This window comes from Streptomyces sp. NPDC059169, assembly GCF_042755225.1.
Taxonomy (GTDB): domain Bacteria; phylum Actinomycetota; class Actinomycetes; order Streptomycetales; family Streptomycetaceae; genus Streptomyces.
This window is the reverse complement of the sequence record NZ_JBHZCF010000010.1, coordinates 50,032-74,561: the sequence shown is the minus strand read 5'-3', so window position 1 is coordinate 74,561 and position 24,530 is coordinate 50,032. Positions and strand designations below refer to the sequence as shown.

Annotated in this window: 24 protein-coding genes; 14 read left to right on the top strand and 10 right to left on the bottom strand. The window is 72.8% G+C overall.

The window, feature by feature from the left end; genetic code table 11:
* The first annotated feature begins 89 nt into the window (after window positions 1-89).
* From ACFXOM_RS19800 to ACFXOM_RS19780, 5 genes are all read left to right on the top strand, one after another.
* Window positions 90-923, top strand: coding sequence for an aldo/keto reductase (locus ACFXOM_RS19800; RefSeq protein ID WP_384930860.1), 834 nt, complete (start codon window positions 90-92; stop codon window positions 921-923).
* Between the two features lie 188 nt (window positions 924-1,111).
* Entirely contained in the window at window positions 1,112-2,482 is a 1,371-nt protein-coding gene (locus tag ACFXOM_RS19795; RefSeq protein ID WP_385038627.1) for an FAD-dependent oxidoreductase, read from the top strand.
* A 120-nt stretch (window positions 2,483-2,602) separates the two neighbouring features.
* Window positions 2,603-3,508: a LysR family transcriptional regulator gene (locus tag ACFXOM_RS19790; RefSeq protein ID WP_384930866.1), complete on the top strand. Its 906-nt coding sequence runs from the start codon at window positions 2,603-2,605 to the stop codon at window positions 3,506-3,508.
* A gap of 105 nt (window positions 3,509-3,613) precedes the next feature.
* Window positions 3,614-4,180, top strand: a complete 567-nt coding sequence (locus tag ACFXOM_RS19785; protein WP_385038625.1) for a cysteine dioxygenase — start codon at window positions 3,614-3,616, stop codon at window positions 4,178-4,180.
* A complete protein-coding gene (locus ACFXOM_RS19780; protein ID WP_385038622.1) occupies window positions 4,180-5,232 on the top strand; it encodes a YeiH family protein in 1,053 nt (350 codons plus the stop codon). Before ACFXOM_RS19785 ends, ACFXOM_RS19780 begins: the two co-directional genes overlap by 1 nt.
* Window positions 5,233-5,347: 115 nt before the next feature.
* Here ACFXOM_RS19780 and ACFXOM_RS19775 read toward each other — a convergent pair whose 3' ends face one another.
* The 3 genes from ACFXOM_RS19775 to ACFXOM_RS19765 form a co-directional block, all read right to left on the bottom strand.
* On the bottom strand, window positions 5,348-6,229 hold the full coding sequence (locus ACFXOM_RS19775; RefSeq protein WP_384930874.1) for a class I SAM-dependent methyltransferase: 882 nt from the start codon (window positions 6,227-6,229) through the stop codon (window positions 5,348-5,350).
* Between the two features lie 647 nt (window positions 6,230-6,876).
* Window positions 6,877-7,623, bottom strand: coding sequence for a class I SAM-dependent methyltransferase (locus tag ACFXOM_RS19770; RefSeq protein WP_384945884.1), 747 nt, complete (start codon window positions 7,621-7,623; stop codon window positions 6,877-6,879).
* Window positions 7,624-7,685: 62 nt separating this feature from the next.
* Window positions 7,686-7,991 (bottom strand): 4a-hydroxytetrahydrobiopterin dehydratase, encoded by a 306-nt coding sequence (locus ACFXOM_RS19765; RefSeq protein ID WP_384930877.1) that lies wholly within the window; start codon window positions 7,989-7,991, stop codon window positions 7,686-7,688.
* Window positions 7,992-8,040: 49 nt separating this feature from the next.
* Here ACFXOM_RS19765 and ACFXOM_RS19760 point away from each other — a divergent pair, with 49 nt between their 5' ends.
* Together ACFXOM_RS19760 and ACFXOM_RS19755 are read left to right on the top strand one after the other, a co-directional pair.
* Window positions 8,041-8,886 (top strand): helix-turn-helix domain-containing protein, encoded by an 846-nt coding sequence (locus ACFXOM_RS19760; protein WP_384945850.1) that lies wholly within the window; start codon window positions 8,041-8,043, stop codon window positions 8,884-8,886.
* A 123-nt stretch (window positions 8,887-9,009) separates the two neighbouring features.
* Entirely contained in the window at window positions 9,010-9,957 is a 948-nt protein-coding gene (locus ACFXOM_RS19755) for a GNAT family N-acetyltransferase (protein WP_384930882.1), read from the top strand.
* Window positions 9,958-10,090: 133 nt separating this feature from the next.
* On the opposite strand, the gene ACFXOM_RS19750 is transcribed toward ACFXOM_RS19755, so the two are convergent.
* Window positions 10,091-12,178 carry an alkaline phosphatase family protein gene (locus tag ACFXOM_RS19750; protein ID WP_384930885.1) on the bottom strand — a complete coding sequence of 696 codons (2,088 nt, stop codon included), beginning with the start codon at window positions 12,176-12,178 and terminating at the stop codon, window positions 10,091-10,093.
* A gap of 284 nt (window positions 12,179-12,462) precedes the next feature.
* A complete protein-coding gene (locus tag ACFXOM_RS19745) occupies window positions 12,463-12,867 on the bottom strand; it encodes a hypothetical protein (protein WP_384945858.1) in 405 nt (134 codons plus the stop codon).
* A 172-nt stretch (window positions 12,868-13,039) separates the two neighbouring features.
* On the opposite strand from ACFXOM_RS19745, the gene ACFXOM_RS19740 reads away from it, so the two are divergent.
* Window positions 13,040-13,813 (top strand): MBL fold metallo-hydrolase, encoded by a 774-nt coding sequence (locus tag ACFXOM_RS19740; RefSeq protein ID WP_384930891.1) that lies wholly within the window; start codon window positions 13,040-13,042, stop codon window positions 13,811-13,813.
* Window positions 13,810-14,448: a DedA family protein gene (locus tag ACFXOM_RS19735; RefSeq protein WP_384930894.1), complete on the top strand. Its 639-nt coding sequence runs from the start codon at window positions 13,810-13,812 to the stop codon at window positions 14,446-14,448. Before ACFXOM_RS19740 ends, ACFXOM_RS19735 begins: the two co-directional genes overlap by 4 nt.
* On the opposite strand, the gene ACFXOM_RS19730 is transcribed toward ACFXOM_RS19735, so the two are convergent.
* From ACFXOM_RS19730 to ACFXOM_RS19720, 3 genes are all read right to left on the bottom strand, one after another.
* On the bottom strand, window positions 14,425-15,576 hold the full coding sequence (locus ACFXOM_RS19730) for an MBL fold metallo-hydrolase (protein ID WP_384930897.1): 1,152 nt from the start codon (window positions 15,574-15,576) through the stop codon (window positions 14,425-14,427). The two genes, ACFXOM_RS19735 and ACFXOM_RS19730, sit on opposite strands and share 24 nt — an antisense overlap.
* Before the next feature lie 47 nt (window positions 15,577-15,623).
* A complete protein-coding gene (locus tag ACFXOM_RS19725) occupies window positions 15,624-16,838 on the bottom strand; it encodes an aminotransferase class I/II-fold pyridoxal phosphate-dependent enzyme (RefSeq protein ID WP_384930900.1) in 1,215 nt (404 codons plus the stop codon).
* Between the two features lie 186 nt (window positions 16,839-17,024).
* Complete coding sequence (locus ACFXOM_RS19720; RefSeq protein WP_384930903.1) at window positions 17,025-17,597, bottom strand: TIGR03086 family metal-binding protein; 573 nt, start codon at window positions 17,595-17,597, stop codon at window positions 17,025-17,027.
* Window positions 17,598-17,781: 184 nt separating this feature from the next.
* Between ACFXOM_RS19720 and ACFXOM_RS19715 the strand changes: the two genes are divergently transcribed.
* From ACFXOM_RS19715 to ACFXOM_RS19705, 3 genes are all read left to right on the top strand, one after another.
* Entirely contained in the window at window positions 17,782-18,591 is an 810-nt protein-coding gene (locus tag ACFXOM_RS19715; RefSeq protein ID WP_384930905.1) for a methyltransferase domain-containing protein, read from the top strand.
* Between the two features lie 134 nt (window positions 18,592-18,725).
* Window positions 18,726-19,079, top strand: a complete 354-nt coding sequence (locus ACFXOM_RS19710; RefSeq protein ID WP_384930908.1) for a VOC family protein — start codon at window positions 18,726-18,728, stop codon at window positions 19,077-19,079.
* Window positions 19,080-19,411: 332 nt separating this feature from the next.
* Window positions 19,412-19,936, top strand: a complete 525-nt coding sequence (locus ACFXOM_RS19705; protein WP_384930910.1) for a DUF4232 domain-containing protein — start codon at window positions 19,412-19,414, stop codon at window positions 19,934-19,936.
* Between the two features lie 493 nt (window positions 19,937-20,429).
* On the opposite strand, the gene ACFXOM_RS19700 is transcribed toward ACFXOM_RS19705, so the two are convergent.
* Complete coding sequence (locus ACFXOM_RS19700; RefSeq protein WP_384930913.1) at window positions 20,430-21,020, bottom strand: GNAT family N-acetyltransferase; 591 nt, start codon at window positions 21,018-21,020, stop codon at window positions 20,430-20,432.
* A gap of 19 nt (window positions 21,021-21,039) precedes the next feature.
* Entirely contained in the window at window positions 21,040-21,288 is a 249-nt protein-coding gene (locus ACFXOM_RS19695) for a DUF1049 domain-containing protein (protein ID WP_384930916.1), read from the bottom strand.
* Between the two features lie 685 nt (window positions 21,289-21,973).
* Between ACFXOM_RS19695 and ACFXOM_RS19690 the strand changes: the two genes are divergently transcribed.
* Both ACFXOM_RS19690 and ACFXOM_RS19685 read left to right on the top strand, forming a co-directional pair.
* Window positions 21,974-22,720 carry a GntR family transcriptional regulator gene (locus ACFXOM_RS19690; protein WP_384945869.1) on the top strand — a complete coding sequence of 249 codons (747 nt, stop codon included), beginning with the start codon at window positions 21,974-21,976 and terminating at the stop codon, window positions 22,718-22,720.
* Between the two features lie 389 nt (window positions 22,721-23,109).
* On the top strand, window positions 23,110-24,198 hold the full coding sequence (locus ACFXOM_RS19685) for an adenosine deaminase (RefSeq protein WP_384930921.1): 1,089 nt from the start codon (window positions 23,110-23,112) through the stop codon (window positions 24,196-24,198).
* The last annotated feature ends 332 nt before the right edge of the window (window positions 24,199-24,530 follow it).

The following is a 24,530-nucleotide window of genomic DNA, read 5'->3' as shown; positions in this document are numbered from 1 at the left end:
GCGGCCCCGCGGTACGGCGGCGGAATACGTCCCCCTCGGTGATCGTTGGTCGTGGAGGCACCACGCGACGACGTTAGGAACCACCGCTCGTGAGCAACGTCCCCTCCATCACCCTCAACAACGGCGTCCCCATGCCGCAGCTCGGCTTCGGCGTCTGGCAGGTCCCGGACGACGAGGCGGCGCGGGCCGTGGGCACGGCGCTGGAGGCCGGCTACCGCAGCATCGACACGGCAGCGATCTACGCGAACGAGCGGGGCACGGGCGAGGCCGTCGCCGCCTCCGGCATCCCCCGCGAAGAGCTGTTCGTCACCACCAAGCTCTGGAACAGCGAGCAGGGGTACGACTCGACGCTCCGCGCCTTCGACGCCTCCCTCACCAAACTGGGCCTCGACTACGTCGACCTCTACCTGATCCACTGGCCGCTGCCCGCGAAGGACGCGCACGTGGACACGTACAAGGCCTTCGAAGTCCTCCTCGCCGACGGTCGCGCCAGGGCCATCGGCGTGTCGAACTTCCTTCCCGAGCACCTGGAGCGCCTGCTCGGCAACACCTCGGTCGTGCCCGCGGTGAACCAGATCGAGCTGCACCCGCAGCTCCAGCAGGCGGAGTCCCGTGCCGTCCACGCCAAGCACGGCATCGCCACCGAGGCCTGGTCCCCGCTGGGCCAGGGCCGGGGGCTGCTGGAGGTCCCGGCGATCGCCGCCATCACCCGGAAGCACGGGAAGACCCCGGCGCAGGTGGTGCTGCGGTGGCACATCCAGCTGGGCAACGTGGTGATCCCCAAGTCGGTGACCCCCTCCCGGATCCGGGAGAACATCGACGTCTTCGGCTTCGAGCTGGACGCCGAGGACCTGGCGGTGCTCGCCGCTCTGGACGAGGGCAAGCGGCTCGGCCCCGACCCGGCCACCTTCTCCGCCGTCTGACCGGTGCACGTTCGGGGAGGTCACCGGCTGGCCCGGTGGCACCCCGTGCCGCACGAGAACCCACGACTCTCTTTGAGACCTCATAAGTCGAACTTATGAGGTCATAGGTGTGAGCCGGGTACCCGATCAAGCACGGCCTTGCGAGAGTCACGGGCGGGACGCCTGTCACCATGCGAAGGGAACACGTCATGCCTCGCCCCCTGCGGGTAGCCATCGTCGGAGCCGGACCCGCGGGGATCTACGCCGCCGACGCACTGCTGAAGTCGAAGGCGGCGGAGGCACCCGGTGTGTCGATCGACCTCTTCGAGCGTCTCCCGGCCCCGTTCGGATTGATCCGCTACGGCGTCGCCCCCGACCACCCGCGCATCAAGGCCATCATCACGGCCCTCCACAAGGTGCTCGACAAGCCGCAGATCCGCCTCTTCGCGAACGTCGACTACCCGCGGGACATCGGGCTGGACGACCTTCGCGCGTTCTACGACGCCGTGGTCTTCTCCACCGGTGCGAGCGCGGACAGGGATCTCGGCATACCCGGCGTCGGCCTGGACGGCTCGTACGGCGCCGCCGACTTCGTGTCCTGGTACGACGGGCACCCGGACGTGCCGCGCAGCTGGCCGCTCGGGGCGGAGAAGGTGGCAGTGCTCGGCGTCGGCAACGTCGCCCTCGACGTGGCGCGCGTCCTGGCCAAAACGGCGGAGGAGCTGCTGCCGACGGAGATACCGCCGAACGTCCACGCGGGCCTCGCGTCCAACAGGGCACGCGAGGTGCACGTATTCGGCCGGCGCGGTCCCGCCCAGGCCAGGTTCAGTCCGATGGAACTGCGCGAACTCGACCACTCGCCGAACATCGAGGTCATCGTCGACCCGGAGGACATCGACTACGACGAGGGTTCCGTCGCCACGCGCCGCGCGAACAAGCAGGCGCACATGGTCGCGCAAACCCTGGAGAACTGGGCGATCCGCGACCGAGGCACCCGGCCCCACAGACTGTTCCTGCACTTCTTCGAATCCCCGGCCGAGATCCTCGGCGAGGACGGCAGGGTCGTCGGACTGCGCACCGAGCGGACCCGGCTCGACGGCACCGGCAACGTCACCGGCACCGGTACCTTCCGCACCTGGGACGTCCAGGCGGTCTACCGGGCCGTCGGCTACCTCTCCGAGGAACTGCCCAAGCTGCCCTTCGACATCGGCACGGGCACCGTCCCGCACGAGGGCGGACGCGTCGTGGAGGCGGGCCGCCACCTGCGGTCGACGTACGTCACCGGCTGGATCAAGCGCGGCCCCGTCGGCCTCATCGGGCACACCAAGGGCGACGCCAACGAGACGGTGGCCGGACTGCTGGAGGACTACGACAACGGCCGCCTGCACACCCCGTCGGCACCCGCGCCGGAAGCCGTCGAGGGATTCCTCACCTCGAGGGGAGTCCGGTACACCAGCTGGCAGGGCTGGTACCACCTGGACGAGGCGGAACGCGCCCTCGGTGCGGCGGAGGGCCGCGAGCGGGTCAAGATCGTGGACCGAGAGGAGATGCTCCGGGCGAGCCGCGCGGGGGAGCGTTGACCGACACCTCGCTCAGAGGACGAACGGCAGCCGCGGGCACGGTGGTTGCCACACGCCGCTGTCCGAAACTCATCGCCGGGGCCGTCTTCAGGCCTCCCAATTTCTGCTTATGCTTCAGCTGTGTTCGACTCCCGGTACATCAAGACCTTCCACGAGGTGGTGAAGGCCGGTTCGTACTCGGCCGCCGCCCGCTCACTGGGATACACCCAACCGGCGGTCAGCCAACAGATGAAGGCGCTGGAGCGGGACGTCGGAACACCGCTGTTCACCCGGGTGGGTCGGGGGATCCGGCTCACCGAGGCCGGCGAGGCGCTCACCCGGTACGCCGGCACGATACTCGACAGCCTGTCGGCCGCCCAGCAACAGATCGACGCCATCGCGAGGCTCAGGTCCGGACGGGTGCGGGTGTGCGCGTTCCCCAGTGCAGGCGCCACCCTCATTCCCGAGGCCATGGCTCGGCTGGCGGCTGAACACCCGGGGATCCGGGTGGAATTGGTGGAGGGCGAGCCCCCGGAATCCCTGGCCCTGGTGGCGCGCGGGGAGTGCGACATCTCCCTGGCCTTCAGTTATCCGGGGCAGTCGACGGAGATCCCGCACGAGCTGGAGGAAGTGCGCCTGCTGGAAGACCCGTTGACGGTCCTGCTCCCCACCGGGCATCCGCTCGCGCGCCGCAGGGCCGTACGGCTCGCCGACCTCTCCGGCGAACGCTGGATCGCGGGGTGCCTGCGCTGCCGTGCCAACTTCCTGCACGCCTGTGCCGAGGAAGGATTCACCCCCGACATCGCCTGCACCACCGACGACAACCTCGTGATGCAGAGCCTCGTGGCGGCAGGCGTCGGCATCACCATGGTGCCCTCCCTCGTCCTGTCGTTCCTCTGCCACCGCAAGGTCACCGGTCGGATCGTGGAACCGCACACCCGCCGCCGGGTGTACGCGTACGCGCTCCGCGACCATCTGCGCATCCCCGCGACGGCCCTGGTGATGAACCAGATCAGGGCGGTCGCGGAGCTGAAGGTCGGCTGCTGAACCCACCGCGGGCACAGCATGCGGCCCCACCCATAAGCATCCGTTGGGGACCCGGCAAGGAAGTCTGCCTGGACGCACGGATTCTGCCGGGCGGACGCTGCCTGCATGACCCCTCCCCACGCAGCCGCCACCACCGCTCCCCCGATCACCGACCGCATGCGCGCGCTCGTCGCCGGCATCCGCGAGGTCGTGGACCGCGGGCTGCTGCCGGACCCCACCGCGCGCCTCGTGGCCGAGCGCGTCGCCCCGCACCTGTGCGCCGCCGACCTGCTCACCGACCAGCAGTGCGAAGGGGACCCCGACCGCTACCGCCAGCACGTGCTGCACGCCCAACCCGACGGCAGCTTCTCCGTCGTGGCCCTGGTCTGGCTGCCCGGTCAGGTCACACCCATCCACGACCACGTCTCCTGGTGCGTGACCGGTGTCCACGAGGGCGAGGAGCACGAGCGGCGCTACCGGTTGGTCCCGCAGGGAACCACCTCCGAGCTGGTCGCCACCGAGGACGTGGTGAACCCGCGCGGGGCGGTCTCCGCCTTCGCCCCGCCCGGCGACATCCACCTGGTCCGCAACCCCGGCCCGCAGAAGGCCGTGTCGATCCACGTGTACGGCGCCGACGTCTCCCGGCTCGGCACCAGCATCCGGCGCGTCTACGGCTCCCCGGCGGGCCGGTGATGACCCTCGCCGGCTCACGCACCCGGAGCGCGGGCCGGCCGGCCGAACGGCCTGCCGCGGCACCCGCCGGTCCCGGTCCGGGGCTCCTGCTGGCCGCCGCGGGCGTGGGTGCCGCCTGGCTGGTCCACTGGGCCGTGCCCGCGGTGCCCGTGCTCACCGCCGCCGTCGTCCTGGGCATCGCCGCCGCCCACGGCCCCTGGCTGCGCACCCGCGTCCGCGGCCGTTGCCGCCCCGGGCTCACCCTCGCCGCCAAGCGGCTGATGCGCCTCGGCGTGGTGCTGCTCGGCCTCAAGCTGAGCCTGACGGACGTGCTGGGTCTCGGCTGGACCACGGTCGCCATGGTTCTCGCCGTGGTGGCCGCCACGTTCTGGGGCACCTGGTGGCTCGGGCGCCGGCTCGGGCTTCCCGGTGACCAGCCGCTGCTCATCGCCACCGGGTACGCCATCTGCGGTGCCTCGGCGATCGGTGCGGTCAGTTCCGTACGCGACAGCGACGACGAGGACGTCGTCACCTCGGTGGCGCTCGTGACGCTGTGCGGCACGCTGGCCATCGCCGTGCTGCCCCTGCTGCACGGTCCGCTCGGTCTGACGGACCCCGAGTTCGGGCGCTGGGTGGGGGCGGGCGTCCACGACGTGGGCCAGGTGGTGGCCACCGCCCAGACGGCGGGCTCAGCGGCACTGGGCGAGGCGGTCCTGGTCAAGCTGATGCGGGTGGCTCTGTTGGCCCCGCTGGTCGCCGGCTTCGTGGTGGCAGCACGGCGACGCGGGCACCATGCCCCCACGGCGGCCGGTCGCCCCCCGTTGGTACCGCTGTTCGTGCTCGGGTTCCTCGCGATGGTGGTGCTGCGCAGCACCGGGCTGCTGCCCGGGCCCGTCCTCGCGGCGGCCGGAACGGCGCAGGAACTCCTGCTCGCCACTGCCCTGTTCGGCCTGGGGAGCGCGGTGCACCTGCCGTCCCTCACCCGGACGGGACTGCGGGTCGCCGCCCTCGGGCTCACCGCTTGGGTGCTGATTGCCGCTGCCTCGTACGCGGGCGTGCAGCTGACGGCGTAGTCGACGACCGCTGACCGGCCGACCGGGGGGTGGCGTCCGCCCCGGGACCGGGCCGGACGCCACCGGGCTACCGGGACCGGGGCCCGTTCCGCGGGCGGCGGGCCGCGCACCGGGCTCAGCCCCGGCGCGCCGTGTGCACCGTACGCGCAACCAGCAGGTAGCAGTCCTGACGGTGCATCAGACCTTCGGGATCGTTCGGGTCCAGCAACCGGTCCAGGACACCGACGTCGTCGGCGTCCAGGCGTCCCTCCAACGCCGTGCGCTGCCAGGAGAAGCCGTGCACCAGGTGCTCGCGTACGGCCGCCGTCACCGGCGCCGGGACGTCGAGGAGGAAGGACCGGGTGCCGGTCGCACCGAGGCCCGCTGCGTGGAGCAGTGCCCGCCAGTCCTCGACCTCGGGCTTGCTGTCCGGGAGGTCCGTGCGCATCCCGTCGAACCACGCGGCCTGGGCGGCGTCGATGCGGCTCTCCAGGCCGGGTCGGCCGATGCCGATGTCACGGGGCAGGTGGCGGGGCTGCAGTCCGCCCTCGAACAGGGCGAGCAGACCCCCGGTGCGCAACTGCTGCGCGAGCCCGGTGAGCGCCGCACGCTGATCCCCCAGATGGTGCACCGAGTTGCCCGCCCAGATGAGGTCGGCCTCCCCCACCTCCTCCATGCCGGACGGCAGTTCCGCGACATGGGTGCGGACCCGGTCGCCGAGGCCGCTGCGGTCGGCACGGGCGCGGGCGCGTTCGAGAAGCGCTGGCGTGGCGTCCACGGCGACGACCTCGGCGTACGGGAACGCCTCGGCCAGCAGGCAGGTGATCACGCCGGGCCCGCTGCCGATGTCGAGGACGCGGCGCACGGCTCCAGCGGGAAGTTGTTCACCGATCCAGGCCGCTGCCCGGGCGTACAGCGGTAGCTGCAGTTCGGCCCCGCGCTCGAGGAACGGGCCGAGCTCGTCCCAGTCGATGCGGGCGGTGTCATGGGCGTCGTCGTGTGCGTGGTGATGGCTCATGGCGTCAGGGTGCGTGCTCGGGGCGACGACGGCAATCATCGTTGCCGTTCCGGCAAACCGGTGGCGCGGGGCACGAGACGGTGCTCGTGCGGGCTGACGCCGTGCGACAGGTGCGGACCGGTGCGGCCGCAGCGCCGGACCGGGACGCACCGCACCCCCGCCGTGTTCGAGGACGACGATGCACGGAAGGGCGGAACCTGCGGCATCGGGCGCAGGGTCGAGCCGGCGACGGCGTCGCCCGGGTGCAGCAGCACGGGAGCCCTGCTCCCGGGAGGGACCGGGTGCCACCGAGGGCGGCGCACATCGGGCACAGCGGGGTGCGGCTTCGACTCCCAACCGTCGGGCGGGGCGGGCAGCTCCCGGAGCGGGGCGCCCCGGAGCTCCGTGGTACACGCGAAGGACGCGGCGACGCAGGAGTCGCGGACCGCCCGAGCCACCGCGCCCCTTCGGGGATGCGACGAGGGGACGACCGCGGGCAGCCCCGGGCGCACCGTCCGACGTCCCCGCGCGACGCCGCGCGGGCACCGGGTCGTACGGTGCCTCGCCATCTCGCGGGGCCCGCTCCGTCCGCGGGGGCCTTGCGCGCACCCGCCCGTACGTCCTCGGTGTCCCCGGGCGGGCACGACCCGAGGACAGCCGGTGGGCGGTCAGGAACCGTACGGGACCGGCTCGGCCCGGCACAGCGCGATGAGCCGGTAGCTGGGTTCGGGCCGCGGCTCGTCCGGGTCGGGGAGGTCGCACAACTCCGCGGCGAGCTTCTCGGCCACGGCGGCACGGGCCGAGATCCTGGACGCGTACTCGCCCCGGAGCAGGGCCTGTGCCGTCTGGCGGGGCGAGCGTCCCTGTCCGTGGCCGGTGAACCGGGTCTCACCGACCGGGACCAGACCGTGTGCCGCGCCGAAGGCCTCGATCCGGTCGGCGCGGTCGTACGCCTCCGCCGTGCGGTAGGGCGCCAGGACGGCGTCGACGTCGCTCCCCACGTCATGGCCGGCGTCCTTGTCGACGGTGGTCACGAAGACACCTCCGCGACGCAGCACCCGGGCGGCCTCGGCCACCACCGCACGGGCGTCCCGCACCAGGTGGAGCACCCACACCGCACTGACCGCGTCCACCGAACCGCCGGACAGCGGCAGTCGGCGGACGTCGGCCAGCACCACGTTCCCGATGCGGCCGGCAGCCGTCCTCGCCATGCCCGGCGACGCGTCGGCCCCGACGACCCGCAGCCCCGGGCGCACCAGCCGCTCGGTGACCAGCCCCGTGCCGCAGCCGATGTCGACGAGTGTCCCGGCGGTGGTCGGCACGAGCGACAGCACGGCCGAGGCGGCTGCGGCCGCGCGCGGCACACCGCCGCGGGTGGCGTCGTAGACCGCCGCTTCCACGTCGTAGTCGAGCAGAGCGTCCTGGCCGGCTCCCACGGATCCCGAGGTGTCGCGGGTCTCTTCGTCACGGAGCACGGTCAGCTCGCTCCGTGGTTCGGTGCGACGGCTTCCACCCGGTGCGCCAGTTCGAAGTCGCGCTCGGTGATGGCACCGCCCACGTCGTGCGAGTTCACCGTGAGCCTGACGGTGTTGTAGCCGAGGGTGAGGTCCGAGTGGTGGTTCAGGTCGTCCTGGATCCGGGCGACGTGGACGACCAGGGCGGTGGCGGCGAAGTGCGTGCCGAGCCGGTAGGTACGGGCGATCCTGTTTCCTTCCTGGGACCAGCCGGGCAGTTCGCGCAGGCGGTCCTCGATCTCCTTCTGCGACAACGGTTCTGTGGGCATCAGCCTGACTCCCTCCGAATTCGTCTGCGGGCGACGTTACGGTTTCGTCATGACAACTGTCGCCCCCGACACGGGAGTAGGGCCACTGCTGCGCGGCTGGCGCGTGCGCCGCAGGCTCAGCCAGCTGGAGCTGTCCCTGCGCGCCGGATCCTCGGCCCGCCACATCAGCTTCATCGAGACGGGCCGCGCGCGGCCAAGCGAGGACATGGTGCTGCGACTCGCCGAGCACCTGGACGTCCCGGTCAGGGAGCGGAACGCCCTGTTGTTGGCCGCCGGTTACGCACCGCAGTACGCGGAGACGCCACTGGACGACCCGTCGATGGCGTCCTTGCGCACGGGCCTCGACCGCCTGCTCCGGGGCCACGAGCCGTACCCGGCGCTCGTGGTCGACGGCACCTACACGGTGGTGGCGGCCAATCGGGGGATCACCATGCTCCTGGAGGACCTCCCCGAGCATCTGCTCGCTCCACCGCTGAACGCGATGCGGATCACGCTCCACCCGGAGGGTCTCGCCCCACGCATCCGCAATCTGCGCCAGTGGCGCGGGCACCTGCTGGACCAGATGGAGCGCCAGATCACCCTCGTCCGCTCCCGGGCACTGCGCTCACTGTACGACGAGGTCGCCGCCTATCCCCTGCCCGCGGGGTGCCGCGGGCAGAACGACCGGGACGACGGGGACCACGGGAGCGGCCGGGACCACCGGGTCCCCTACGCGTACGTCGCACTGCCCCTGCAGGTCGAACACAGAGGCAACGTACTGTCGTTCGTATCGTCGATCTCCACGTTCAACACCCCGATGGACGTCACCGTGGCCGAACTGGCCATCGAGACGTTCCTCCCGGCGGATCAGGCGACGGTGGCGCACTTGCACTCCCTGGTGCCGGGAGACCGCTGAACAACCGGTGATCCGGACGGGCAGCGCAGTCCGCCGCGCTACGACGTGGCAGACGACGGACGGACCGGCTCACCCCTCGTAATTCGTTTGCGGGCACGGGGACCTGGCCCCGACAGTGGCCTGATGCATGCCGGATCCACCATGACCGTGCGGGCCGCTTCCCTGGCGGACGCCCCGCTGATCTGCGACCTCCTCAACGCCGTCGACACGATCGAGATCGGCAGGCCGGAGACCGACCTGCACTCCGTCGAGGCCGATCTGGCCCACGCGGAGGTCGACCTCGAACGGGACAGTTGGCTGGCCTTCGAGGCAGACCGGCTCGTCGCCTACACCCTGGTGTGGGACGAGTCGGGCGCGGACCGCATCGATGCCGATCACTACGTGCTCCCCGGCCACCAGGGCGCGGGGGGAAGGCTGCTGGAGCTCGCCGAGGAGCGGGCCCGGGTGCGGGCGGGGACCAACGGCGCCGCGCAGGCCGTCGTTCACCTCAACCTCAATCAGCGTTCGACGACCGACACCTCGTTGCTGGAGGCACGCGGATGGCAGCGGGTCCGGCGCTACCACGTGATGGAACGCCCGATCTCCAGCTGGGCCGACCCCGTCCCGAAGCCGCCCGCAGGCGTGACCCTGCGGGACTGCACGGCCGAGGCCGACCGGCGGCGCGCCCACGCGCTGATCGCGGAGACGTTCGCCGCGCACTTCGACCATCAGGAGCGCACCTACGAGCAGTGGCTCGAGGACATCGACGCCGCTCGCGTGGACTGGTCGCTGGTGTGGATCGCCTCACTCGAGGGGGTCGGCGACGTGGCGGTGCTCCGGTCGCGCAACGACCGCCCCGGCACGGGCTGGGTCAGCAACCTCGGAGTGCGCGAAGGAGCACGTGGCCGGGGGCTCGGCGGATACCTGCTGCGCCACGCGTTCGGCGTGTTCGCCCAGTTGGGACGCGACGAGCTCGGCCTGGGAGTCGACACCCTCAACGAGAGCGGTGCCCTGAGACTGTACGAGGCCCACGGCATGCGCAAGCGATTCGCCGTGGACACCTGGGAAGTGACGCTCCCGGCGAAGGGCTGATGCGGCGACCCAGTGCCTCCCGGCGAGCCCGGAGGGGCGACTCCCGACGGTGTGACGGCTCAGCCGTTCCCGGGCGCGCGGCGTTGATGGCGGGCCCCACCATTCGGTGTCGTCCCGCGTGACGGTGTCCCAGTCAGCCCGTCGACCGGGGATCTTCCCCTGCGGGGCCTCCGGGATCCTGCGATGCGTCGCGGCTTTCCTCCAGCCACCGCGCCAGGACCGCGTGGACCTGCTCCGCGCCGACGAGTTCCCCGTCTCCCCCGCCGTCCGCAACGGGTGGGGAAAGCTCGCGGGGCGACAGGAGGAAGGGGTACGACTGCTCGCCGCCGAGTCCTCCGTGCGAGCCGATCTGCTGCTCGAAGGCGTGCACCCGTCCCGTCGCGGGGTCGTACATGGAGTTGACCATGATGTCGGCGACGTGCGGGAACCCATCGGCGCGGCGTACGGCGTCGGCCGCGCCCGGACCGAACACGGCCAGCGGACCGGTGCCGTCCAGCGTGTCCACCGGCAGTTCGGCTCCGTCCCCGGCGAGCACCACCGAGCCGTGCCGTTCGCTGCGCACCAGCAGGAATCCGATGCCCGGGTGGTTGGCGAGGGTGCGCAGCAGGGCGGGGTGGCGGCGGTCGATCTGCTCCCGGCTCAGCCGTCCGGGCACGCCGGGGAACGAGATCAGCCCCAGGTTCCCGGAGGCGAGGACGACTGGGTCCGACCCGGCTGCGGGCTGGTCCCAGGGTTCCTCCGCGACCGGCCGGTGCAGCGCGCCGCGCAGTGCGTCACGTGCCGCGTCCCGGGCCTCGGCACCGCTCCTCGTCCGCCCGGCGCGACGCGGGACGGCCAGCCCACAGCCCGCCCGGACCAGATCCCTGAGGCTCAGCCCGTAGACGCTCTCGAAGGTCTCCCCGTGGCTCTGGCCGTGGTCGGAGAGCAGGACGATCCGGTAGCGGCGTGGCGCGTGGGCGGCGACCTTGGCGATGAGTGCGACGGCGCGGTCGGTGCGCTCCAGCACCTTCGCCGCGTCGCGGCTGTGCGGGCCCGAGTGGTGGGCCACCTCGTCGTAGCCGACGAGGTCCGCGTAGACGGCTGTCCGTCCGGCCAGCAGGTCCCCGATCACCGCGGCGACCACCACGTCCCGCTCGACGACGGTCGCGAACGCCCTGATGAGGGGGTAGAGCCCGCCGCGCCCCGTCCGCGGCTGGTCGCCGCGCAGCCGGGAGGACGTGGACTGGACGATCTCGCGGACGACCTCGGCCACGAACGAAACGGCCGTGCGTACGGCGTTCGCCGGGTCGGAGAAGTAGACGACGTAGCCGGCGCGGGAGCGGTTGGCCCGGTCCCTGCGGGCGGCCACGGAGAGCACGAGGGCGAGTTGGTCCGCACCCCCGCTGAAGAGGTTGCCGCGGCTTGCGCCGTCGCGGCTGAGCAGTCCCGCGTGACCGGTCCGTGCAACGGCACGCCGCTGGAGCTCGGCCGCGCTCGCCGGACGGTTGCTGACCATGATCCGGCGGGAGTCCTTCTCGTACCAGCGGAATCCCGGAACGTCGTAGGTCGTGCCGTGCAGGATCCCGAGCTGGCTGGCGCCGGTCTGACTGGACCAGTCGGTACGCCAACGGGTGAGCCGGTGGGACTCCTCCCGCAAGCGCGCCACGGTCGGCATGAGCCCTTCTTCCAGGGCGCGCACCAACACGGCATGTCCCACCCCGTCGAGCTGGAGGAACACCGTGCCGTGAGGGGCGCTGTCCGCGGCCCGCTCGCCGTGCCTGCGGCGTCTGCGCTGGGCCAGTCGGGAGAGTCTGCGCCGGTAGCCGTTGTCGTCGCGGACGGCGAGCGCGGTGGAGGTGGCGGAGGCGACCGCCGACATGACGGCGGCGACCACGACGGCGGTCTGGGGGGCGGCTTCGTCGTGCGCGTCGGGTGTGAGCCGCAGGGCGAGCAGCAACAGCGAGCCGTTGAGGAAGAACACCAGCAGCCCCAGCACCAAGGCCGGCACCAACAGGAACGCACGGACGACCAGGGGCCAGACGAGAGCGCTGAGCAGGCCGAAGAGGCCGGCGCCCCAGGCCGCGGTGATCGCCGTGGCGGTGATGCTGCCGCCCTCGTCGGACTGGAGCTTGAAGTCGGGCAGGGCGGCGGCCAGCACGAGCATGGTGAGGGTGGACACCGCCCACACCACGACGACCCGGAGCAAGGTGCGGCCGGCGGTCCGCCATCCTTCCTCGGCCACGCGCCGTCACCGCCTCCCGCCTCGCCCGGAGTCCAGCGTGGCACACGACCGGGCCGGCGCCCTCCCCCGCCCCGACCCCGCGGTCTCCGTCGTTGTCCACCCGTCCTCGGCGCCCGCGCCCGACCCCGCGTCTGCATCCCGCCGTCCTGTGGTCGCGCGGTGCACGGGGGCGCGTCCGGCCACTCGCCCGCGCGGCGGCGAACGCCTCCGCCGGACGGACGGCACGGGGACCGGGGCGCGCGCCCGGTGGGCCTCGAGGTGCCCGCCACCGGTCGGTGCGACGCTCAGCAGCCGTCGTACCCCGCCGTCGGCATCGACAGCCGACGGTGGACGCTCGCCTTCCTCGCGGCGTCGTAGGCCGGTTCGTCGAAACCCGCGGTCGCCAGCCGCACGCCGCGCCGTTCGCATTCGACGGCGAAGTCCGCGACGGAGGTGATCGCGCGTCCGAGCACCCGTTCGTTGGGGGCGACGAATAAGTCGACCAGTCCCGCGTCGACATCGGTCCACAGCACGCAGTGGTCGGGACGCACCCCGTAGCAGAGCAGATGCCGGATGACGGTGTACCCCCTGTCCGCGGCCCAGCGTGCGCACATCGCATGCTGGCTGCGGGTGTCGACGAGGAAGGGGTCGCCCTCCAGTTCCTCCAACGGAGTCAGGCTGGCGATCGCCGCCACCCGTACGTCGTCCATGACCATCCCTCTGCGTCAGCCGTCGCCGCAGACCCTACTCCGGGCAGGGCCCGGTCAGGAGGCGCGCTACGGGGCGGCCGCAGGACCGACCGGCCGGTGAGCGCCTACGCTCGTACGCGAAGAAGCCGGCCGGCCGGGAGCCGGGCGGACGCCGTGGGCGAGGAGGCGGTGCGTGCCGGTGGAGGTCACCTGGTGGGGTCACGCCACCTGTACGGTCGAGGATTCCGGTGTCCGGGTGCTCACCGACCCGCTGTTCGTGCGCCGACTCGCGCACCTGCGCCGGCGGCGCGGCGAACTGCCGCCGCCCATGGCCGCGGTCGCCGAGGTCGTGCTCGTCTCGCACCTCCACTCCGACCACATGCATCCGCCGTCGCTCGCCCGGCTCGCCCCAGGCACCCGGCTGGTCGTGCCGCGGGGCGCTCAGCGGGCAGTCCCCGCACTGCGTCGGCTGGATCGGCTGCGGATCACCGAGGTGGTACCGGGTGACGAGGTTGCGGTGGAGGGCGTTGTGGTGCGGGCCGTGCCGGCGCTGCACGACGGGCGCCGGATGCCGTGGGGACCGCACCTCTCGCCGGCGCTGGGCTACGTCATCCAGGGCAGCGTACGGACGTACTTCGCCGGGGACACCGGTCTGTTCGACGGCATGGCCGCCGCAGTCGGGCCGGTCGACGTGGCGCTGCTGCCGGTGGGTGGCTGGGGCCCGTTCCTGGGGCACGGGCACCTGGACCCGGACCGCGCGGCGCACGTCCTCGCCGTGCTGGCACCACGCGCCGCGGTCCCGGTCCACTACGGCACCTACTGGCCGATCGGCATGGACGCGATCCGGCCGCACGAGTTCCACTCGCCCGGGGAGGAGTTCACCCGGAAGGCCGCACGGCTGGCGCCCGGGGTGACGGTCCACCGGCTGGCGCACGGGGAGAGCGTCCGCCCGGAGGTCGACCGGTGACGCTCCAGGAAGTGGCGGGTCAACTACCGCCGGAATCGACGCAGCAGGCCGTGGGGTACCCGGCCCTGTTCCTGCTGGTGGCAGTGGGTGCTCTGGTGCCGGTGGTGCCAACAGGGGCTGTGGTGAGTTCGGCCGCCGTGGTGGCGTTCCACCAGACGACGCCGTACGGCGTCGTGTTCGTCTTCCTGGTCGCCGCGTTGGCCGCCTTCACCGGGGACGTCACGCTGTACTGGCTGGGGCAGCGCGGGGTGCGGTCGAAGAACGGCTCCCGATGGGTCGGGGCGCTGCGCGAGCGCACGCCGCCGGACCGGCTGGCGCAGGCACAGCACGGTCTGGAGGAGAAGCGCACCGCCGTACTCGTCCTCTCCCGGCTGGTGCCCGCCGGGCGCATCCCGGTGATGCTGGCGTGCCTGCTGGCCCCCATGCGGCTGGGACGGTTCGCCCGGGCCGATGTGTTCGCGTGCGGTGCGTGGGCGGCGACGTACGCCTTGATCGGGATCCTCGGCGGCTCGCTGTTCGACCAGCCGTGGAAGGGGGTGCTCGCGGCCGTGTCGTTGGCCGTGCTGCTCAGCGGCGTGCCCGCGCTGTGGCGGAGGCTACGGCGGCGTGGCTCAACGGGCGGACAGCACCCGTGAGCCGCCGACCGCCAAGTCCCACAACTGCTGGCGGGGGCGTCCGGTGTGTTTCCAGGCGGTCAACAACCGGGTGATCGGCTCCATGACCGGCTCGGCCGACAGCAGGAAGGTCGCCCAGTGCATCGGCGCCATGTGCCGTGCACCGAGGTCCTCGAAGGCCTGCACGGCCTCCTCGGGGTCGGTGTGCACCGTGCTCAGCCACCAGCGGGGGGCGTAGGCCCCGATCGGCAGGAGGGCCACGTCGATGTCGGGGTGGCGGCGGCCGATCTCCTTGAACCAATGGCCGTAGCCGGTGTCGCCCGCGAAGTAGACCTGCCTGCCGTTCTGGTCGGAGAGGACCCAGCCGCCCCACAGGGAGCGGCAGGTGTCGGTCAGGGTCCGCTTGGACCAGTGGTGCGCGGGCACGAACTCGAAGCGGACGCTGCCCACACCGCTGCCCGCGGGGAGTTCGGCCGCCTCCCACCAGTCGAGCTCGGTCACCCGGGTGAAGCGCCTGCGCCGGAACCAGCGGCCGAGTCCGGCCGGGACGAACAGCGGGGTGCGTCTGGGGAGCCGCGCGATGGTGGGTGCGTCGAGGTGGTCGTAGTGGTTGTGGCTGATGACGACGGCGTCGACGGGCGGCAGGTCTTCCCAACGGACCCCCACCGGGGTGAGCCGGGCCGGGGTGCCGAGGATCCGCCGCGACCACACGGGATCGGTCAGCACGGTCAGCTCGCCGATCGCGATCACCCAGCTCGCGTGCCCGGCCCAGGTGACGGCGACCGTACCGGGGTCGGCCGCCGGCAGGGGTTCCGGGGCGAAGGGCAGCTGGGGAATGCTCCTCAGCCCTGCGGCGGTGGGTCGGAGGGTCCCTTCCCTGGCAAGCCGGGCCATGGCCAGCACTCCGGGCAGCGGGGCACTCAGTCGGTCGGCGAACGAACGCGGCCAGCGACGGGTCAGCCCGAGCGGGCGCAGGCCCGTAGCGGGGACGGCGTCGCGGGTGGCGGCGGGGCCCGGTGCGCCGGGACGCCCGGTGAGCGGCTCCCGGCCCGCCGTCCCGGAGCGGGCACCGGGGGCCGCTGGGCCGGGCTGCGCCGGTCGCGTGACGTCGGTGGTGTGTGGCGGCGGCTGCTCCGTCTGGTCCGTCATCTGCGGCTCCGTTCAGCGCGGTTGGCGGTCGCGGTTCGCGGGTCGGGTCACCGGAGCTCCCGGAACACCGACGTGTAGGAAGTCAACGCCTGGGCGACATGGGGCAATTCCAGCGGGTCCCCGGCACCGAGCGCCTCCAGCCGCTCGTCGGGGGTCCCGCCGAGCAGCGGGCCGGTGTCCAGCCGGACGCGGAGCGCGCCGAGTTCGTCCCCGAAGCGGTGGCCTCCCGGGACCGGTGTCCCGAGGCGGTCGCTCAGGTACTCCTCCAGTTCCATCGAGTCGGTGACACCACGGGCGGCGAGCCTTCCGCGCAGCGGACCGAGGTCGGCGTAAAGATGGCGGCCCGCTTGCGGAGGGCGGGCGAGTGCCCCTGCGGAAAGGACGGCGTGGTGGGTGGCGGACGCCACCGCGGCGTGGAGTGCGGCGGCCCGCTCGGCCCTGGTGGTGACGGGCTCCGGTTCGTCGAGCGCGTGTGCGGCGGCGGCTGCGACCGGCCCTGCGACGAACGCCCCGAGCGCGGTCAGGATGTCGAGCACCCTGGCGCGCCGGCCCGCCGCGCGTTCGGTCGTCGGGAACCGGGCGATGCCCACCGGCCAGGCGGCCGGGGCCAGGGCGCCCGAGAGGTCGCTGAGGACGGTGACGTCGTCGGGGCACATCTCGGCGGGGCTGAGCAGCACCTGGTGCGGCTGGTGCAGGGTGTCCCGCCAGGTCTCGTCGCTGATGATGTGCAGTCCTTCGTCGACGGCCGCCTCGCACGCCTCCCGCAAGAGCTCGGGCGGTGCAACGGTGGCGGTGGGGTCGTCGGCGACGGAGAGCAGCAGGACGTGCGGCGCCCCGCCTTCGGCGCGCACCCGGCGCACGGTCTCCAGCAGGGCGTACGGGTCCGGGACGCCACCGCTCTCCGCGGAGGTGGGTACGTGGTAGGCGGGTCTTCCGAGCAGCCGGGCCTGCGGTGTCCACCAAGCGGGGCACGGCCGCGGCATCAACACGTCGCCGCCGTGCGCGGCCAGCAGGGCCAGCAGCAGCGGCTGGGCGCCGGGCGCGGCGGCGGTGTCCTCGGGGCGGCAGCGCAGTCCACGCCGCCACCAATACCCGGCGGCCGCTTCCCGCAGGACGGGACCGCCGCCCGGCGGCTCCGGGGAGGTCCGTCCGGCTGCGGCCGCCAGTACCTCGGCGAGCTCGGGGAGCACCGGCAGGCCGGGGTCGGGGGCGGGCGGACCGTACCGGACCGGACCGCGCCCCTCCGGATCCGTCCGCTGCATGCGCCACCTCCCGTGCTCGCGTCCGGTACCCAAGCCCGGCCCACGAGCCCTTTATACGGAGGTTCGGGCACTCCCGCCGCTCCGGGCGGGCCGTTCGCACGATGACGGGCGCCCGTCCCTTCTGGCCTGACCCTGCGACAGGTTCGGGAGCTGCGGGCACCACGAGGGGAACGGACCCCGGTCCGTTCAGGGCCGGCGGCCGAGCAGGCAGAGGAGCCTGGTCTGCGCATCGGCTCCCGGCGGCGGCTCCACGGGGTCCGCGAACAGTCCGCTCTTCCCCAGATCGGCTGCGTGGCGCGAGAGCTCGCTGCCGGCGGCCTCGACCAGGTCGTCGGGGAGGGCCTCGTCCGCCCCGATGCCGCGGGACAGGTCCCAGGCGTGCACCGCCACGTCTGCCGTCAACTGCGCGCAGTACGCCCGGACGGGGGTGTCGCCGTACGAGAGGTGCACGGTTCGGTCCAGCGCACCGGGCTCCCCGAAGGCAGCCTTTGCGGCGGAGGCCGCGCGGTCCCACGAGACGGCCGGGTGTTCGCCCAGGACGTCGCCGACGAAGGAGTCGCCGACGGCGGCAATGGTGCGCCCCGCACCAACCAACGGCGGCACCCAGAGCTGCTCGACGGTCACGTGGTTGACGAGATCGCGGACCGACCAATCGGTGCAGGGTGTCGGATCGTCCCACTGGTCGGGCCGGACGGCGTGCACCCGGTCGGTGAAGAGCGCCAGGGCTGTTCCGAGCCGGTCCGATACGTGCGTGTCCATGGGGTCCACTCTGCGCTGGCAGCGATCCCCGCGCGAGCGCGCGGACGGTACCGAGTCAGAACCGGGCGGGATGGCGACCCGCCTCGTGCGACAGCCCCATGACCATATAGCAAGACAGAAATCTCAGTATTCGACATGACGGCGTACCGTGGAGAGGACCACGTCGAAAGCCGGGAGGACGACCATGCCGAAGGAGACCGCCGTCTACACCCACGGGCACCACGAGTCGGTACTGCGCTCGCACCGCTGGCGGACGGCCGCCAACTCCGCTGCCTATCTCGTCCCCCGGCTGCGGCCCGGTCTGGAGGTGCTGGACGTCGGCTGCGGACCGGGCACGATCACGGCCGATCTGGCGGCTCTGGTCGCGCCCGGCAGGGTCACCGGGATAGACGCCTCCGAGGACGTCCTCGTGCGGGCCCGCACGGAAGCGGCTGAACGGAACCTGGACAGCGTCCGCTTCGCCGTCGCCGACGTCCATGCACTGGACCTGCCCGACGACTCCTTCGACGTCGTCCATGCGCACCAGGTCCTGCAGCACGTCGGGGATCCGGTGGCGGCGCTGCGCGAGATGCGCCGGGTGTGCCGCCCCGGCGGAATCGTCGCGGTGCGCGACAGCGACTACGGGGCCTTCACCTGGTTCCCCGAAATGGCTTCTCTGGACAGCTGGTTGGCGCTCTACCACCGGGTGGCGCGGGCGAACGGCGGCGAACCCGACGCGGGGCGCAGGCTGTACTCGTGGGCCCGCCGGGCTGGTTTTTCCGACGTCACGGCGACGGCGTCCGCCTGGTGCTTCACCACCCCGGAGGAGCGCGCCTGGTGGAGCGGGTTGTGGGCGGACCGCACGACGGACTCGGCCTACGCGCGACGGGCCGTCGAGGGCGGGCACGCGGGGACCGACGACCTCACCGCCATCGCGGACGCCTGGCGGGACTGGGCAGACCGTGAGGGTGCCTGGTTCATGGTGCCGCACGCAGAACTGCTCTGCCGCGCGTAGCGGTCGCCGGCACCGGGCGGTGTCCCTCGGTGGACCGCTCGCCCGGCGGCACCGGATCACGGGCCGAACCGGATCACGGGCGGGCACCGGCGAATGGATCTCGTTGCCGGGCAACGCCAACTACCCTCGCACATATGGAAATCCTGGGAACCACGCTGCGGATCTGCGTCGACGACCTGGAGGCCGCGACCGGCTTCTACGAACGCCTCACCGGTGCCCCCGCGTTGCGGTTCGAGCGTGGCGGCGTGTCCGTCGCGGCGGTGGGCTGCTTCCTGTTGATGAGCGGTCCGGAGACGGAGCTGGAGGTCCTGCGCAAGGTCACGGCGACGATCGCGGTCTCGGACGTCGACGCGGCACACGAGGCGCTCACCGAAGTGGGCGCCAAGGTCCTCGCGGGACCCCTGCCGACCCCGGTGGGCCGCAATCTCCTGGCAGTACACCCGGACGGGTCTGTCTTCGAGTACGTCGACCGCAAGGCGGCCGGGTAGCCCATCCCCGTCGGACGCGTCCGGAGGGCGCGGTCCACCGGCTCAGCCCTGCGGCGCGCCGTCCGGAGGGGCCGGGGCAGGATTTCCCCCGGACGGGATCCCGTCCGGTCGAGCGGCGTGCTTTGACCGTCCCCGCGGGTGCACATCCGCTCGGCGTGCATCACCCGGACGGCGGGTTTACGGTGGATCGGTCTGTGCTCGTGACGTACCCGAGCCGGACGAGGGACCGCGCGGCTGTTCAGGAAGCCGCGCACGCGCCGCAAGCGGCGCGACGTGGACCCGAACACCACGTCCCGAGCCCCGGAACCCACAGCTGATCACGGAGGTACTGCATGTCACGGCCCTATCGCGTCCGCACGGGCATCACTGCCGTCTCGGCCCTGGCCGCCGCGGCCACGGCCGCGCCGGTGATGGCCGCTTCACCGGCCGTGGCCGCACCGCCACCACCCTGCGCCACTTCGGCACTGGGGCTGTCCTGGGGACCCGGCGGGTCCGCCGTGCCGGGCGGAAGCGTTCCCGGGAGCCGACAGTCGGCCGTCGTCGCACTGTCCAACCTCTCCCGCACCACCTGCATGCTGGACGGCTTCCCCAAGATGACGCTCGTTCAGGGGGCCGCCACGACCACCTCCGCGGGCAGAACTTCGGCGCCGCACTCGACCGTGACGCTGGAACCGGGGACGACGGCTCGGTTCACGCTCGCCTTCACCGCTGGGCGGGCCGGCAGGTCAGGCGTCGTCGAACCATCGGTAGCGGTCGTCACCCCGCCGAACAACACGGGCGCCAAGGACCTGCACTGGCGATGGGGCCCGGTCGCCACCGAGGGAACTGCGCCGCTGGTGGGACCCGTCCGAGGCTGAGGTACGACGCGACGCGCGGCCGTGGCCGGCGGACGCGGCGAATCCGCGTGCGGCTGCGTCCCGGCGGGACCGTGCGCTCGCCGGGTGGGACGCCCCTGGCGCGTGGCTGCCGTCGTCGCGTGCGCCCACCCGGAGGACCGCCGCTCCGCCGCTCACTCCTCCGTGGGACGGTCTCGGCTCAGCGGCCTGGGAGGACCGCTCGACGTGCCCCGGCCGACGTCCTGGGGACCGGGCGGGCACGGGACCGCCTGCGGATTCCCCCGCGGAGGGCAGGCGGCGGCCGGGGCACGCGGCCCGCGCACCGCCCGCCTCAGTGGCGGCGGCCGGGCCGCGCGTTCCCGTGTCGCGGTGAGCCGCTCGCACCCGCACCGGTCCAGGGCGGGTGCGACACCGGCGGAATGTGCCGCACCGGTGCGGGCGCGTGCCGCACCCGGTCCACCGAAGGTGGCGGTCCGCCGAGGCTGGTGGACCGCCACCCGGACGGAGACGGTGGCTACCGGCCCCGGGCCGCCATCTCGGCCGTGATCGCCCACCGTTCGTGGTCACGCCACGCCCCGTCGATGAAGAGGAAGTCGGGCGAGAAACCCTCCCGGCGGAAACCGAGGCGCCGTACGAGGGCGATGGAGGACTCGTTGCGGGGCTGGATGTTGACTTCGAGGCGGTGCAGTCCGAGCGGACCGAACGCGTGCTCCACGACGAGCCCGAGACCCTCTTTCATCAGACCCCGGCCCGCGCAGTGGGCGAAGGCCCCGTAACCGACGGCGCCGCTGAGGAAGGCGCCGTGCACGATGTTGTTGATGTTGACGAATCCGGCGATCCGGCCGCTGTCCCGCTCGCAGACGAGGAAGCCCGCCTTGGTCGGGTCGTCGATGAGCTTGCGGGCGTAGACGGCGTAGGTCTCGGCCGTCTGCGGTGGGAAGAGCCACGGTCTGTGCAGTTCCCTGCTCTGCCGGGACAGTACGGTGAACTCCTCGGCGTCTTCGGGGCGGTAGTGGCGCACCCCTACGCGCGGCCCCACCGAAACGTAGCCGGCGGCGGGCCGCCGGGGCGCACCCGGACGGGAGGGCGCGGGTTCGGCGGGCATGCCGCCAGGCTAGCGTCCGTCATCGGGTGCGGCGCCGGAAGACGTACCCGCCGCAGAGGCCCCCGATGATCCACGTGGCCAGCAGGGCCAGGAAAAGGGGCATCGTGACCTCAGGGATCAGCAGTCTGATGGTCACCCTCGTGGTGTTCTCGAAGATGAAGACCAGGCTGATGACCGCCAGGACCAGAATGCCGATCCTGGACGGCGACAGCTTGCTCCGCCAGCCGTCCTTGCTCTTCACACCGGTCGCTGCGTCCTTGGGGCTCATGGGACCAGGATGGACGGGTCCTCGCCCCGTGGGGTGGATGGAACGGGCCGTACGGGTGACCGCCGTACGGGAGGGCGCGGGGCCAAAGACCCCGGGGCAGCGCTCGACGGTGGGCGCGGGTGGGCGCCGGCGGCCAGGCCGGGGGGAGACCGGCGTCCGGGTGTCGATGACCGCGACGGCGGCGGCGCGGAGCAGACGACGATGCAGGCGGAACCGATGGGGCCGGCGATCCGCCCGCCCGCGACGGCGGCGATCCCACGGGCCGCCGTCGACGACGGTGATGACGCCGGCGACCTCCCCGAGCCCGGCCGGGACCATGGCCGGCAGCATTGCTGCCGCGGCCCGCCGGGGCGGACTCGGTGCCGGAACGCGTCCGGCCGAGCGTGGAGGACATGCCGGCCGTTGTGCCCGGCGCGCCCGACCGTCTGTGCCTCGGATGTCCGGTCGCGGATGTCCGGTCGCGGCCCCCACCGGCCGGCGCATCGACAGGGTGCTCCTCGCAGGCGTACGAGACACTCGCCACCCACCACTAAAGTTGTCTGACAAGTAACGCCGAGACAGAGCGAGATCGACATGGATGGAACGTCAAGCCGATCCAGCAGTGAACTACGGTGAGCGAGAGTGGAGCAGTCTGCCGGCCCTGCCAGCAGAGCTCCCAGGCAGACAAGTGAGCCGAGGAGGGGCCGTGACAGTCGGCGGACAGCAGCGGAGACCGGTCGTCGCCCTGTACGAGCGGATCGCGGACGCCATCCACGACGGCACCTATCCGCCCGGCTCCACCCTGCCGTCCGAACCTCGACTGGCGACCGAGCTGGGCGTCAGCCGGCCGGCGCTCCGTGAGGCCCTGCTGCTGCTCCAGGAGGACGGACTGCTCACGGTGCGGCGCGGCGTGGGCAGGACGGTCAACGACCGCCCGCCACGGCGCGGCTTCGAACACATCCGGCCGCTGGAGGAGCAGCTTTCGGCGGGTGACCCGCTGCAGGTACGGGCGCTGCTGCGGACCGTGGAGGAGCCCACCGACTTCACCACGCAGCACCTGCTCGCCACCGCACGCGCCGAGCTGCGCTTCTGGGAGTCACTGCTCACCGGGGACGGCGCGGCGGCACTCAGCCAGGAGTGGGCGGCGGCCGACGACGTGCTGGGGCAGGTCCATCCGGCCTTCGCCCGGGCCTTGCACGCGCTACCGGAGGGCGAGCGGACCTCGATGCTGGCGGTGCTGACCGGCGCGTCGCGCGGCGTCCCTCTCACGGCACACTCGGGTGTGACGGCGACGGTGCTGGGGCAGCGGCGCGGGGCTCAGCTCGGCCGACCGGCCGATACGCCGGCCGTGCTGATCACCCAGGTCGTCCGGGTGGGCGAGGTGCCCGTCCTGGCCGCCAAGCACATGCTTCCGACGGGGGCGCCCGCGCTGCCGGTGCTGCAGTCCAACTAGACCGCGCAACGATCCGCACCGGCGACCGGCACCGCGGAAGGGGCGACAGGTACGCGTGGGGGTTCGGACAACCTGGAAGCGCCTCGCCCCGCTGCGCGGAGGGTGGGCCGGAGAAAGCGGGGCGCGGGGACCGCGAGGCGAGCTTCTCCGGAGGGGCATCGCGATGCGGGCACCGGGATGCGAGGGATGCGTGAATGCGGATAGCCGGGACGCCCTTCCGGCGCGGGCGCGGGGTGCCGACGTGGGGGCGCCGGGACGCCGACGTACGACGCACTCCTCCCGGCGGGATCGGGGGAGGGCCGGGCATGACTCCCCAGTGGTTCCCGGGAGCCGAGGCCCGTGCCCCCCGTCACGGCGCCGGGCGGCGTCGTGCCGTACACTCCCGGTGCATGCACTTGTCTGACAACTCTGCGGCTGTCGCCGACTGGATCCGCCGGGCCCCCAAGGCGGTACTCCACGACCACCTGGACGGCGGCCTGCGCCCCGCCACGATCATCGAACTGGCTCACGCGTGCGGCTACGCCGGGCTGCCCTCCGAGGACCCCGAGGCGCTCGCCGTCTGGTTCCGCGACGCCGCGGACTCCGGATCGCTGGAGCGCTACCTGGAGACGTTCGCGCACACCTGCGCCGTGATGCAGACCCCCGAGGCCCTGCACCGCATCGCGGCGGAGTGCGCCGAGGACCTGGCGGCCGACGGGGTCGTGTACGCCGAGGTGCGGTACGCGCCGGAGCAGCACCAGGAGCGCGGCCTCAGCCTCGACGAGGTCGTGGACGCCGTCAACGAGGGCTTCCGGGAGGGCGAGCGCCGCGCCGGGGGACGGATCACGGTCCGCGCCCTGCTCACGGGTATGCGGCACACGCAGCGGTCGCTGGAGATAGCCGAGCTGACCGTGGCCCACCGGGACCGCGGGGTGGCCGGGTTCGACATCGCGGGTGGTGAGATCGGCAACCCGCCTGCCAACCACCTCCCGGCCTTCCAGCACCTCAAGCAACACAACTGCCACTTCACCATCCACGCGGGTGAGGCCGTCGGCGCCGAGTCCATCCACGAGGCCGTGCAGGTCTGCGGCGCCGAGCGCATCGGCCACGGCGTCCGCATCACCGACGACATCCAGGTCCACGACGACGGCTCGGCAACGCTCGGGCACCTCGCCGCCTACGTCCGTGACAACCGGATCGCGTTGGAGGTCTGCCCCACCTCCAACCTGCAGACGGGCGCGGCGAAGGACTACGCCACGCACCCGATCGACCTGCTCCGTCGCCTCGGCTTCCACGTCACCGTGAACACCGACAACCGTCTGGTCTCGGGCACGACGATGAGCCGCGAGTTCCAGCACATGGCGGACGCCTTCGGCTACGGTCCCGACGTCTTCGAAGCCTTCACCGTCGCCGCGGTGGAGTCGGCGTTCCTGCCGCTCCCCGAGCGTCGCCGGATCATCGACGAGGTCGTTCGGCCGGGCTACGCGGCCCTGGCCTGATCTGCCCGGCGCTCCACCCTCTCCCCACACCGCCGTTCGCGCCCGCCGTGGACGGGAACGTGCGTACGGGCAGGGCTTGTTCCCCTGCCGGCGCCCTGCCGACGTCCAGTCCGCGGGCTCGGCCCGGGTCTGACGGGGGCTGTCCGGAGACGCGGTTGGGCCCCGCGTCCACGGCAGCGGTGGGGCCTCCCCGCCGGCTGCCCACTGGTCGGCACGGCGAGGACCGTGCCGGCGCCACGGCCCACGCCGGTCGGCCGTGACGGCGCTCGGCGGCGGCGTACGGACCGCGCCCCCGTGCGCACACCTCCAACCGAGCCGGGTCGAGCGGCAAG

Coding starts and splice junctions, on each gene's coding strand:
- ACFXOM_RS19745 (WP_384945858.1), bottom strand. CDS start 12,867: ATGGACGACGTACGGGTGGCGGCGATCGCCAGCCTGACTCCGTTGGAG.
- ACFXOM_RS19715 (WP_384930905.1), top strand. CDS start 17,782: ATGCCGAAGGAGACCGCCGTCTACACCCACGGGCACCACGAGTCGGTA.
- ACFXOM_RS19705 (WP_384930910.1), top strand. CDS start 19,412: ATGTCACGGCCCTATCGCGTCCGCACGGGCATCACTGCCGTCTCGGCC.
- ACFXOM_RS19760 (WP_384945850.1), top strand. CDS start 8,041: ATGACAACTGTCGCCCCCGACACGGGAGTAGGGCCACTGCTGCGCGGC.
- ACFXOM_RS19710 (WP_384930908.1), top strand. CDS start 18,726: ATGGAAATCCTGGGAACCACGCTGCGGATCTGCGTCGACGACCTGGAG.
- ACFXOM_RS19700 (WP_384930913.1), bottom strand. CDS start 21,020: ATGCCCGCCGAACCCGCGCCCTCCCGTCCGGGTGCGCCCCGGCGGCCC.
- ACFXOM_RS19725 (WP_384930900.1), bottom strand. CDS start 16,838: ATGCAGCGGACGGATCCGGAGGGGCGCGGTCCGGTCCGGTACGGTCCG.
- ACFXOM_RS19765 (WP_384930877.1), bottom strand. CDS start 7,991: ATGCCCACAGAACCGTTGTCGCAGAAGGAGATCGAGGACCGCCTGCGC.
- ACFXOM_RS19755 (WP_384930882.1), top strand. CDS start 9,010: ATGCATGCCGGATCCACCATGACCGTGCGGGCCGCTTCCCTGGCGGAC.
- ACFXOM_RS19780 (WP_385038622.1), top strand. CDS start 4,180: ATGACCCTCGCCGGCTCACGCACCCGGAGCGCGGGCCGGCCGGCCGAA.
- ACFXOM_RS19775 (WP_384930874.1), bottom strand. CDS start 6,229: ATGAGCCATCACCACGCACACGACGACGCCCATGACACCGCCCGCATC.
- ACFXOM_RS19695 (WP_384930916.1), bottom strand. CDS start 21,288: ATGAGCCCCAAGGACGCAGCGACCGGTGTGAAGAGCAAGGACGGCTGG.
- ACFXOM_RS19795 (WP_385038627.1), top strand. CDS start 1,112: ATGCCTCGCCCCCTGCGGGTAGCCATCGTCGGAGCCGGACCCGCGGGG.
- ACFXOM_RS19785 (WP_385038625.1), top strand. CDS start 3,614: ATGACCCCTCCCCACGCAGCCGCCACCACCGCTCCCCCGATCACCGAC.
- ACFXOM_RS19730 (WP_384930897.1), bottom strand. CDS start 15,576: ATGACGGACCAGACGGAGCAGCCGCCGCCACACACCACCGACGTCACG.
- ACFXOM_RS19685 (WP_384930921.1), top strand. CDS start 23,110: ATGCACTTGTCTGACAACTCTGCGGCTGTCGCCGACTGGATCCGCCGG.
- ACFXOM_RS19720 (WP_384930903.1), bottom strand. CDS start 17,597: ATGGACACGCACGTATCGGACCGGCTCGGAACAGCCCTGGCGCTCTTC.